A 9,222-nucleotide genomic window follows, 5' to 3' on the forward strand; every position below is an offset into this window, starting at 1 on the left:
CGCGTACGGCGGCCAGTTCCTCGGCTCCCTCGTCGAGCTGTGCCACCGAGCCGCCGGGGTGTCGGGCAAGCGGTCACCGGCCCCCTGACCCCGTCCTCCGGAAGGGAGACGAGCCGCGGACGCCCGGCAGCGGGCAGCGCGGCTCGTCCACGGCAGCGCGGCCACGGCTCCGGCGAGGTCAGCGGTCGAGGGCCCACAGGTCGTCATCGCACAGGCCGGTCCGGCAGCACACGGGCAGCCAGTCGGCCGCGAGCTCCCGGACACGGTGCAGGCGAGCCCTGTCGGGCTCCACCACCGTGAGGATCTCGAAGGCGGTGCCCGCCCCGACGAGGGACCGATTCGCCATCACCTCCCCGTAGAGCAGCCAGAGACCTTGCGCGGCAACGTTTCTGCACAGCTCCGGAAGATCGAGTCCTCGTCGGGCGGACTCCGCGTCCGTGCCCTCGCCCGCCACCAGGCATTGAAGGAGCTCGAGGAACCGCGCGCGGGCCGCCGGTGCGACGTCATCGGCCAGTGCCGCCAGCGCAACGGACGCCACCGCGGGAGCCGGCTCCCACAGGACGACCGGGGACCAGACATGCCATTCGAGGTCGACCTGGCCCGGCTCCGCCCCGGACCCCCCGCCCGCGAGCCGCAGCAGATCCCGGGCCAGGTGCTCCGCCGAACCGCCGCAGCCGCACAGCATGCCCTTCCAGTCCTGCCGGGCTGTCTCCATCTCGACCAGTCGCATAGCTCCCACACCCTAGACGCGCTCGCGAGGCCCGACGACACGCGAGGCGCCTCGGCCCCGTGCCCTCCGGCAGCCGCCCCGTCCGTCCTCTCGCCCGTGCCCTCCGCGTCCCATTCCGGCGTTCCAGGCCGGCCTCGTTCCCGCTGGTCAGAGCCCCCTTCGCCGTCCCACCCTCCCTGGTGCGGCGCCAGACGTGGCGGCTGGGACGGACCGTCGCGCAGGCTTCGGCCGTCCGACCGACGCAGCACCCGAGCCCATGCCGAAAGGGGCACGACCACATGTCCGTCCGTACCTCCCGCACCCGTCTGGTCAGCGCCGCCGCGAGCGTCGTGGTCGCAGCCTTCTCGCTCACCGCGTGCAACGACAGCGGGGTCATCGATACGGCGACCGGCCCCTCGCTCAGGGCTGCGACGCCCGCCGCTGCGTCCGCCTCGACCTCCATGGCCCCGTCCGCCGACGCCGGTGGCACCACCGGGTCCGCCAGTCAGGAGCCGGCCGCCGCACCCCGGCCCACCGCCCCGAAGCCCGCCACCGGCACCCCGACGCCGAAGACCCCCGCCGCCCCCGCGGCCGCCGAGCCGGCCACCTGCGAAGGCTCCAACACCGCGACCACGGCCGCCCCGCTGAACCGCCCCGTGAACCACCTGCTGCTCACGGTCACCAACACCGGCTCCGGCACCTGCTACCTCTACGGCTACCCGGCCGTCCGCTTCGGTGAGGCCCAGTCCGTACCCCCCGTCATCACCGACTCGAAGCCGCAGGCCGTCGTCACCCTCCAGCCCGGCGAGTCCGGCTACGCCTCCGTGAACCTGTCCTCCACCGACGGCACCGACGGCTCGAACGGCCACACCGTGAACTCGCTGACCGTCTACTTCCACGGCCCCTCCGGCAACGAGAGCGTCGGCACCGGGGCCCACCCGTCGCTGCCCGCGGAGGGCGCCTACGTGGACGACTCCCTCAAGGTCGGCTACTGGCAGCAGTCGCTGGACGACGCCGTCTCCTGGTGACCCGGGCTCCCTCCGACAAGCCGACAGCACCCTCCGAAAGACCGACAGCACCCTACGAGAGCAGGCACACCAGCATGCGCAGCACGCCCCGCAGGATCGCCCGGCTCCTGGTCGCCTACGGCGGCGCGGCCTTCCAGGTCCTCGTCCTGGGCCGTCAGGACGGTCCGGGCCCGGCCCCGTCGAGGAAGCCGCCGTCACCCGGTGCCGGTTCCTGACGCCCCGTCGCAACCCGCCGACCTCGGCAAGCGGGCCCGGATTCCGCGCGCCCGCAGAACGCTGCTTGGAGTCCCCATGGCCCTACGGATAGCCGTCACCGCCGAGCCGATACCGTCGCACGTGTCCGCACTCGACTTCGTCATCGGCCCGCGCGGTCCGGCGCACCGTCGCGGCGTTCCGGACCACCGTCCCTGAGCGGCCGGACCGTCCCGCCTCCTCCCGCCCGCTCGTCTACGTGAGCCTCGGCACCCTGACCACCGCGATGCCCGGTCTGCGCGGCATCGTGAGGAGCGTGTACCGGGAGGTCATGGCCGCCCTCTCCGCGACCGGCTGCGAGGCGATCGTGTCCGCCGGACACCTCGCGCGGGACCTGCCGAGCGCGGACCCCCGCATCATGGTCGTCAGTACGTCCCGCAGCCCGCGATCCTGCGTCAGGTGGACCTGTTCGTGACGCACGGCGGACGGGCCTCCCTGCTCGACGCGGTGCAGGCGACGACACCCGTCCTGGGCCTGGGCGTCCTCGCCGACCAGCCCGGCAACACCACCGCGTTCGCCGGGCACGGCCTCGGCCGCGCGCTGGAACTCACAGCGACGCGCGACGAGATCGCCGACACCGTCACGGCCCTCCTCGCCGACTCCCGCTACGCCGTCGCCACGGCCGCCGCCGACGCCGAGCTGTCACGGCTGCCACCGCTGGACATCGCGGAACTGCGGGCGTGTGTGTGAACCGTGGGCCTCAGCACGCCGCGCGCCGCGGGGACGACGTCTGGACCTCGTATCCCCGGATCGCGAGGGGGGAGTACGCCGGATCCGTTCGTCCTTGACGGGCGGTCACCGTCGGCTTCCATCCGAGCGGCTCGCCGACCCGGCTGTGCCCGCTCTCCCGCGTCATCCCGTGGGGGCTTCCCGGCGTGCGGCGCAGACGGTGCCCCGGTTGTCGACGACGGCGCAGGCGCGGGCGTCGGCGGGGCGGGCGGCGCGGACCATCTTGCTGTGGGCGTCGTGGCCGGACTGCTGGCGGTACTCCTCCTGCTCGGGCGGGGTGCCGAAGACCTGGACGCGGTCGCCGGGGGAGCCGCCGCTCATCTTGGCCCAGGCGGCGTGGCAGGAGGGGCTGTAGCGCAGTTCGATCAGGACGCCGAAGTCGCGGTCGGCCGCGGCGGTGGCGGCGTCGCGGTCGCAGACGGTGCCGACCGGGTCGACGTGCAGGCAGGACGCCCCGTCGCAGGAGGCGGCCGCCGTGGGTGCGGGCATCGCCCGCGGGGCGGGCGCGACGGTGGCGCCGGTGTCCGGGCCCGCCAGGGCGTAGAGGAGCGCGCCGGCGGCGGCCGCTGCCACGGCCGCGCCCCCGGCGGCCCACGCCGCCCGGCTCCGTCGCCTGCCACCGGGCTCCTGACCGGCCGTCGGCTCAGTGCCGGGCACCGGTGCCTCCGGTGCGGTCGCCGCCGCAGGCTCCGGTACCGGCTCCGGTGGCTGCGCGCCGCCTGCTCCGCCGTCGATCGCCGCCCTGAGCCCGAGCGCGCGGACGAGCTCGCCGTCGGCGACCGCGTAGTACGCGGCCAGGGAGTGGAGTGCCGCTTCCGGTGCCGGGTACCTGCCGTCGGGGTTCTCGTAGCGGGAGAGGGTCGTCTGGGCGATCGCGGTGCGCCGGGACACGGTCACCTGGGTGGGGTTCCCGGCCTCCTGACGCCACCTCCGCAGCGTCCGGGCCAGTTCGGCGCGGGCGGCGGCGGCCGTCGGCTGGTCCGGTTCATCGGCTGCCTGCGGCGGCCGGTTGTGCGTCATCGGCTCGGTTCCTCTTCCCTCGGCTGTGCGTAGGCCCAGGTCAGGGCCGTGCGGAGGCGCTCCGCATATGCATGGGTAACCAGGCGTTCACACAGCGTAGGAGTCCGGCGGTCGGGCGTGCAATCGTGGTGGTCGGCCGGAGGGCGCATCCCCGGCGGAAACCCCACCCCCTCCCGTCTCCGGGGCAGGCCGCGGCCTGCCCGGGGTGGTGGAGGGCGCATCCAAGGAGAGATCATGAACATGACACGCTCGCGTCTGCTCGCCGCCCTCGTGGGCCGCGCCGGAAGGACCGCCGCCGTCGCCCTGGTGGCCGCCGGTACGCTCGGCGGCCTCGGTACCGCCGCCGCGGCCACCATCGGCCCCCTCCCGGCCGGTGCGCACGCCGTCCGGACCGCCACCGACGCCGACTCCGCGACCGACACCGCCACCGTGTCCGACGGCGCCACCGCCCGTTCCGCGCTGCGCGAGCGGATCGTCTCCATCGCCCGCGGCCAGATCACCCCGGCCGGCCAGGATCCCGAGAAGACCGGCACGTGCGACAAGTACTTCGCCTACGCCGACGGGACGGAGAAGCAGAGCAAGTGCGCCAAGACCGCCTGGTGCGCCGCGTTCGCCGACTGGACCTGGCACCAGGCCGGCGTGAAGCCCGCGCCGACCACCCTGTCCGGACGCGGCGTCGGCAAGTGGGGCCAGGAGCACCACCTCTTCCACAACCGGCAGCCCGCGCGCGGCGAGCGCCCCTACACCCCCGTCCCCGGCGACCTCGTCGTCTACGGTCCGCCCGCCTACGCCAAGGGTGGCCACGTCGGGGTCGTCGTCGCCGTCAACCACGACGGCACCATCGACACCGTCGAGGGCAACGTCGGGGACAAGGTGACGCACCACCACGTCAAGCCCGCGGACGCCCGCGGCGGTGGGCAGAAGTTCCACATCTCCGGCTACGTCAGCGTGCCCGGCGCCTGACCGGCCCGCCTCCACCAGCGCCGGGGCCCGGGCGGATCATCCGTCCGGGCCCTGGCCGTCGCTGCCCGGCCTCGACCGGTAGGTTCACCGTGGCGCGTTCGAGCACCTTCGACGCACTTCACGAGGGGGAGACCACCGGTGGACGTACTGGCGATCATGGAAGCACTGGCCGAACAGGGCATCACCGTGCTGCTCAAGGCCGACGCCGAACGGATGGCGGAGCAGCGCAAGCCGTGGACGTTCGTGGCCAGCGGCGCCCCGCTGCGTGACGACATCCTCGTGCGCACCGATGCCGCCTCGGTGGAGCAGTGCCTCGAAGCCTGCCTGCCCCGCCTGCGGGAACTGGGCATCTCGCTGCCGGAGTGACGAGAGCGGCCCCGCTCCGGTCAGTCGCCGGCCGGTCGGTCGGCGGGTGCGGCCGGGTCGTCATCGACGAGGAGGACCGGCCCGCCGCGGAGAGCGCCGTGTGGGTCGCCTGGGCCGCGACCCTGCCCGCCGACGGGCCCACCGGCGGCGTCTTCTACGACGGCGAGCGCCTCGCCTGACAGCGGGGACCGGCCTGCCGCCGTGTTCAACCCGGTGTCCCACCGCTGCCGTTCGGAACGGAGTCCACGATGAAGTCAGTACGGTTCAGCCGTTTCGGCGGCCCCGAGGTCCTGGAGGTCGTGGACCTTCCCGACCCGCACCCCGGCCCCGGCCGGATCCGCGTCGCGGTACGCGCCGCCGGCGTCAACGCCAGCGACTGGAAGAAGCGCGCGGGCCTGATGGACGAGGGACTGCCGCAGACGCTGGGACACGAGGCGGCCGGTGTCGTGGACGAGGTCGGCGAGGGCGTCACCGACGTGTCCGTCGGCGACCGCGTCGTCGGCCTGTCCGAACACGGGGGCGCCCAGGCCGAGTTGGCCGTGCTGTCGTACTGGGCGCCGCTGCCCGCGTCCGTCCGCTTCGCCGACGCCGCCGCCCTGCCCGCCGCCCTCGAGACCGCGGCGCGCGGACTCGACCGGCTGGGCGTGGGCGGCGGCACCGTGCTCCTCGTCAACGGTGCCTCGGGCAACGTCGGCAGCGCCGCGGTCCAACTCGCCGTGGCCCGCGGCGCGCGGGTGATCGGCACCGCCGGCCCGGCCAGGCACGCGTACGTCCGGGGGCTGGGAGCCGAACCCGTCGCCTACGGCCCGACCCTCGTGCCGGCGGTCCGCGCGCTCGCGCCCGGCGGGGTCGACCGCGCACTCGACGTCGCCGGCAGCGGAGCACTGCCCGACCTCGTCGACCTCACCGGCGGCCCCGAGCGCGTCGTCACCCTCTCCGACGTCGCCGGCGCCCGTGAGCACCGGGTGGCGTTCAGCCGCGGCGACGACGGCCGGGCCCTCTACGTCCTCGCCGACCTCGGCGAGCTCATCGCCACCGGACGCCTCGCGCTCCCCCAGGTGCACACCTTCCCGCTCGACCAGGTCGCACGGGCGCACCACTTCGGCGAGAGCGGCCACGCGACCGGCAAGATCGTTCTGGTCAACGCCTGACAGGGGTCGTACGCCGGGTCTCCGCAGAGGACGACCTGATCCTGCGGGGCCCCGGCCCGCGCCCTCGGCGGTCCGAATCATCCGAACTGTCCGGGACGTCCGGTCCCGCCTCATGGGATACGACACCGCAGGTGGGGGCGGTGATCAAGTCCGTCGGAGCCCTCGTCATAATTACTCTGCCTGCGATCCACGCGGCCTGACCCACCCGACCGGGCCCGTGCCCACCAGGTCAGACTCCTGTCCCTTCTCGGAGGACCGCACCGTGCGCCCCAACCGAACCAAGGGCCTGCTCGCCGCAGGCCTCGTCACCGTGCTCGGTGGCATTCCCACCGCCGCCACCACGGCTTCCGCCGCCACCACCGGCTCCGCCGCCGACGCGCCCGGGGTGCTGCGGGTCGACGCCTGGGACCCGGCGTGCTCGGACTCCGGGACGGGGACGGCGGCGAAGCCGTTCTGCTCCGTCAACGCGGCCGCCGCGGCGGCGCTGCCGGGGCAGACCGTCGAGGTGGCCCGGGGCACGTTCGGCTCCGGCACCGCGGTCACGAAGTCGGGCGAGCCCGGCCGGCCCATCACCATCCGGGGCGCGGCCGGCGGCACCGCGGTGGGCGGCGACGTGCGGCTGTCCGGTGTGCACGACGTCGTGGTGGAGTCGATGCACGCCCGGGAGGTCCTGGTCACCGGTTCCAGCCGGGTCACGGTGGTCCGCACCGAGGCCTCCGGGATCAAGGCCGTCGACAGCCCCGGGACGACCCTCACCAACAACACGGTGGCCGACGGCTGCACGGCCGGCATCGAGCTGGCCGGCGACTCCTCCGGGTCGAACCTCTTCAACAACGTGGTGCGCAACCACTTCTCGCCCTCCGCGCCGTACTCCTGCCCGAACCCCGAGGGTGCGGAGATCGTGGTCTCCGCCGCCTCGGCGAAGGACACCCGGGCCGGCTCGAACACCGTCGCGCCGTACTGGACGAACTCCGGCAACGGCACGCCGTACGTCTGGGCCGGCACCCGGTACCAGACGCCCGAGTCGCTCGCCGCCGCGACCGACGGCCGGGCCGGCAAGCACGACTACGTGGTGCCGCGCTGGCAGTCCGGCAGCGCGCTGAACAGCGAGGTCGTCGACTCCGCCGACGAGACCGCGCCGGGCTTCGTGCCGGCCGCGCACCCGGCCGACGACCCGTCGCGGCCGAACCTCGGCACCGGCCTGGGCTACCACGACCGCGGCGCGACCGAGCGCCAGGAGCCCATAACCTCGGCCCAGTTGACGGCCGACCAGCAGCGGGCCCCGTACGGCACCGAGATCACGCTGACGGCGACCACGGGCCCGGAGAAGGCCCACTGGCCGACCTCCGTGATGACCTACCGCTACGACTTCGGCGACGGCACCCCGGCGGTCACCTCGAACTCCCCGGTGGTCAAGCACACTTACACCAAGCCGGGCACCTTCTCCGCGAACGTCACCGTGGACACCGGCGGCGGCCAGCCGTTCACCGGCGGGTACGGCGTACAGGTGCAGGTCACGGCCCCCGGGCCGCTGACCGCCGGCGCCACCGTCCAGCAGGTCGTCCCGGACCGGTTCGACACGGCCGACGCCCCGCCGCTGGGCGTGCGGGTCGACCTGTCGGGGACATCCTCGCCGTGGCAGGTCTCCAAGGTCGTGGTGGACTACGGCGACGGGACCCCCGCCGTCACCCGGAACACCCTGGACGCGGTCGTCCACGGGTACGCCTCGCCGGGCGACTACACGGTCACGGTGACGGTCACCGACACCGCCGGCCGCACCAGCACCGCCGCGTACCCCTTCCGGGCCGCGTACGCCCCGACCGGGTTCCTGCGCACGGAGGCGTACCGGCTCGTCGACACCCGCCAGGACCCGAACCTGGACCTCCGGGGCGGCGCCGAGGTGCCCTTCACGGTCCCGACCGGCAGCGCGCCCGGGGCGAACGGCGTGCCGGGGAACGTCACCACGGTCGTCCTGAACGTGACTGTCACCGACGCCACCGAGGACACCCACCTCACCGTCTGGCCGACCGGCCAGGCCCGCCCGATCACCTCGAACGTCAACGTGGCGGCCGGCCGCACCTCGTCCAACCTGGTCACCGTGCCGATCGGCGACGCCAAGCGGATCAGCACCCTGCTCAACTCCGGCCGCGCCGAGGTGATCGTCGACGTCGTCGGCTTCTACCGCCCCAACGGCGGCGACCTGTTCACTCCGCTGGCGCCGAGCCGGCTGGTGGACACCCGGGAGAGCAGCAAGCTCGGGTCCGGCGAGACGCGTGCGGTGAAGGTCGCGGGCGTCGGCGGCGTCCCGGCGGACGCCACGTCCGTGGTGCTCAACCTGACCAGCACCGACACTGCCACCGACACCCACCTCAAGGTGTACGCGGGCGGCGGGACCAAGCCGGTCAGCTCCAACCTGAACCCGGAGCCCGGCAAGGACAAGGCCAACCAGGTCATCGTCCCGGTCGGCCCGGACGGCACCGTCAACGTGTACAACCACAACGGTTCCACCCACGTGATCCTCGACGTCTTCGGGTACTACTCCCCGAACGGCAAGGCCACGTACACGCCGACCGTGCCCGTCCGCCTGACCGACACCCGTACCGGCCCGTTCGCCAAGCCGGGCCCGGACAGCACCACCGTCGTCGGCGGCATCCCGGCCGGCGCCCGGGCGGCCGTCCTCAACGTGACGTCCACCAACACCACCGAGGACAGCTACCTCACCGTGCACGCCCACGGCGCCCCGCGCCCCGGCACCAGCAACCTCAACCTGCTGGCCGGCCAGACCGTGCCCAACCACGTCACCACGCCGGTCGGCGCGGACGGCAAGGTCGACATCTACAACCACGTCGGCAGCACCGACATCATCGCCGACCTGTTCGGCTACTTCACGGACGCCTGGCCGCAGTCCTGACGCCGTAGCCCTCTGACCGCCGGTGGGTGCCCACCCGGGCCCCGGGGCGGGCCCACCCCCCTTACGCCCGCAGACGGGGGACGGGCAGGGCGA

The 9,222-nt window shown here is 74.1% G+C and carries 11 protein-coding genes; 9 read left to right on the forward strand and 2 right to left on the reverse strand.

The window, feature by feature from the left end:
• Positions 1 to 178 precede the first annotated feature (178 nt).
• Positions 179 to 730 carry a hypothetical protein gene (locus tag ACFU7Z_RS29035; protein WP_380742382.1) on the reverse strand — a complete coding sequence of 184 codons (552 nt, stop codon included), beginning with the start codon at positions 728 to 730 and terminating at the stop codon, positions 179 to 181.
• Between the two features lie 278 nt (positions 731 to 1,008).
• On the opposite strand from ACFU7Z_RS29035, the gene ACFU7Z_RS29040 reads away from it, so the two are divergent.
• The 4 genes from ACFU7Z_RS29040 to ACFU7Z_RS29055 all read left to right on the forward strand — a co-directional run bounded on the left by ACFU7Z_RS29040 (position 1,009) and on the right by ACFU7Z_RS29055 (position 2,679).
• Positions 1,009 to 1,737, forward strand: coding sequence for a DUF4232 domain-containing protein (locus tag ACFU7Z_RS29040; protein WP_380780670.1), 729 nt, complete (start codon positions 1,009 to 1,011; stop codon positions 1,735 to 1,737).
• A gap of 74 nt (positions 1,738 to 1,811) precedes the next feature.
• Positions 1,812 to 1,952: a hypothetical protein gene (locus tag ACFU7Z_RS29045; RefSeq protein ID WP_380780672.1), complete on the forward strand. Its 141-nt coding sequence runs from the start codon at positions 1,812 to 1,814 to the stop codon at positions 1,950 to 1,952.
• Positions 1,953 to 2,188: 236 nt separating this feature from the next.
• Entirely contained in the window at positions 2,189 to 2,404 is a 216-nt protein-coding gene (locus ACFU7Z_RS29050) for a hypothetical protein (RefSeq protein ID WP_380780674.1), read from the forward strand.
• The gene (locus ACFU7Z_RS29055; RefSeq protein WP_380780676.1) at positions 2,389 to 2,679 is read left to right on the forward strand and encodes a hypothetical protein; all 291 of its coding nucleotides are present in this window, start codon (positions 2,389 to 2,391) and stop codon (positions 2,677 to 2,679) included. Before ACFU7Z_RS29050 ends, ACFU7Z_RS29055 begins: the two co-directional genes overlap by 16 nt.
• 162 nt (positions 2,680 to 2,841) lie before the next feature.
• On the opposite strand, the gene ACFU7Z_RS29060 is transcribed toward ACFU7Z_RS29055, so the two are convergent.
• Positions 2,842 to 3,738, reverse strand: coding sequence for a DUF2690 domain-containing protein (locus ACFU7Z_RS29060; RefSeq protein WP_380780678.1), 897 nt, complete (start codon positions 3,736 to 3,738; stop codon positions 2,842 to 2,844).
• 240 nt (positions 3,739 to 3,978) lie between these two features.
• Here ACFU7Z_RS29060 and ACFU7Z_RS29065 point away from each other — a divergent pair, with 240 nt between their 5' ends.
• The 5 genes from ACFU7Z_RS29065 (at position 3,979) to ACFU7Z_RS29085 (ending at position 9,129) form a co-directional block, all read left to right on the forward strand.
• Positions 3,979 to 4,701: a CHAP domain-containing protein gene (locus ACFU7Z_RS29065; RefSeq protein ID WP_380780680.1), complete on the forward strand. Its 723-nt coding sequence runs from the start codon at positions 3,979 to 3,981 to the stop codon at positions 4,699 to 4,701.
• Positions 4,702 to 4,839: 138 nt separating this feature from the next.
• Entirely contained in the window at positions 4,840 to 5,067 is a 228-nt protein-coding gene (locus ACFU7Z_RS29070) for a hypothetical protein (protein ID WP_049659115.1), read from the forward strand.
• Positions 5,064 to 5,246, forward strand: a complete 183-nt coding sequence (locus ACFU7Z_RS29075) for a hypothetical protein (RefSeq protein ID WP_074003242.1) — start codon at positions 5,064 to 5,066, stop codon at positions 5,244 to 5,246. The genes ACFU7Z_RS29070 and ACFU7Z_RS29075 overlap by 4 nt, the downstream gene beginning before the upstream one ends.
• 69 nt (positions 5,247 to 5,315) lie before the next feature.
• Positions 5,316 to 6,218: an NADP-dependent oxidoreductase gene (locus tag ACFU7Z_RS29080; RefSeq protein WP_380780682.1), complete on the forward strand. Its 903-nt coding sequence runs from the start codon at positions 5,316 to 5,318 to the stop codon at positions 6,216 to 6,218.
• A gap of 262 nt (positions 6,219 to 6,480) precedes the next feature.
• Positions 6,481 to 9,129: a PKD domain-containing protein gene (locus ACFU7Z_RS29085; protein ID WP_380780684.1), complete on the forward strand. Its 2,649-nt coding sequence runs from the start codon at positions 6,481 to 6,483 to the stop codon at positions 9,127 to 9,129.
• Positions 9,130 to 9,222 lie beyond the last annotated feature (93 nt).

Source organism: Kitasatospora sp. NPDC057518 (assembly GCF_042802075.1).
GTDB lineage: Bacteria > Actinomycetota > Actinomycetes > Streptomycetales > Streptomycetaceae > Kitasatospora.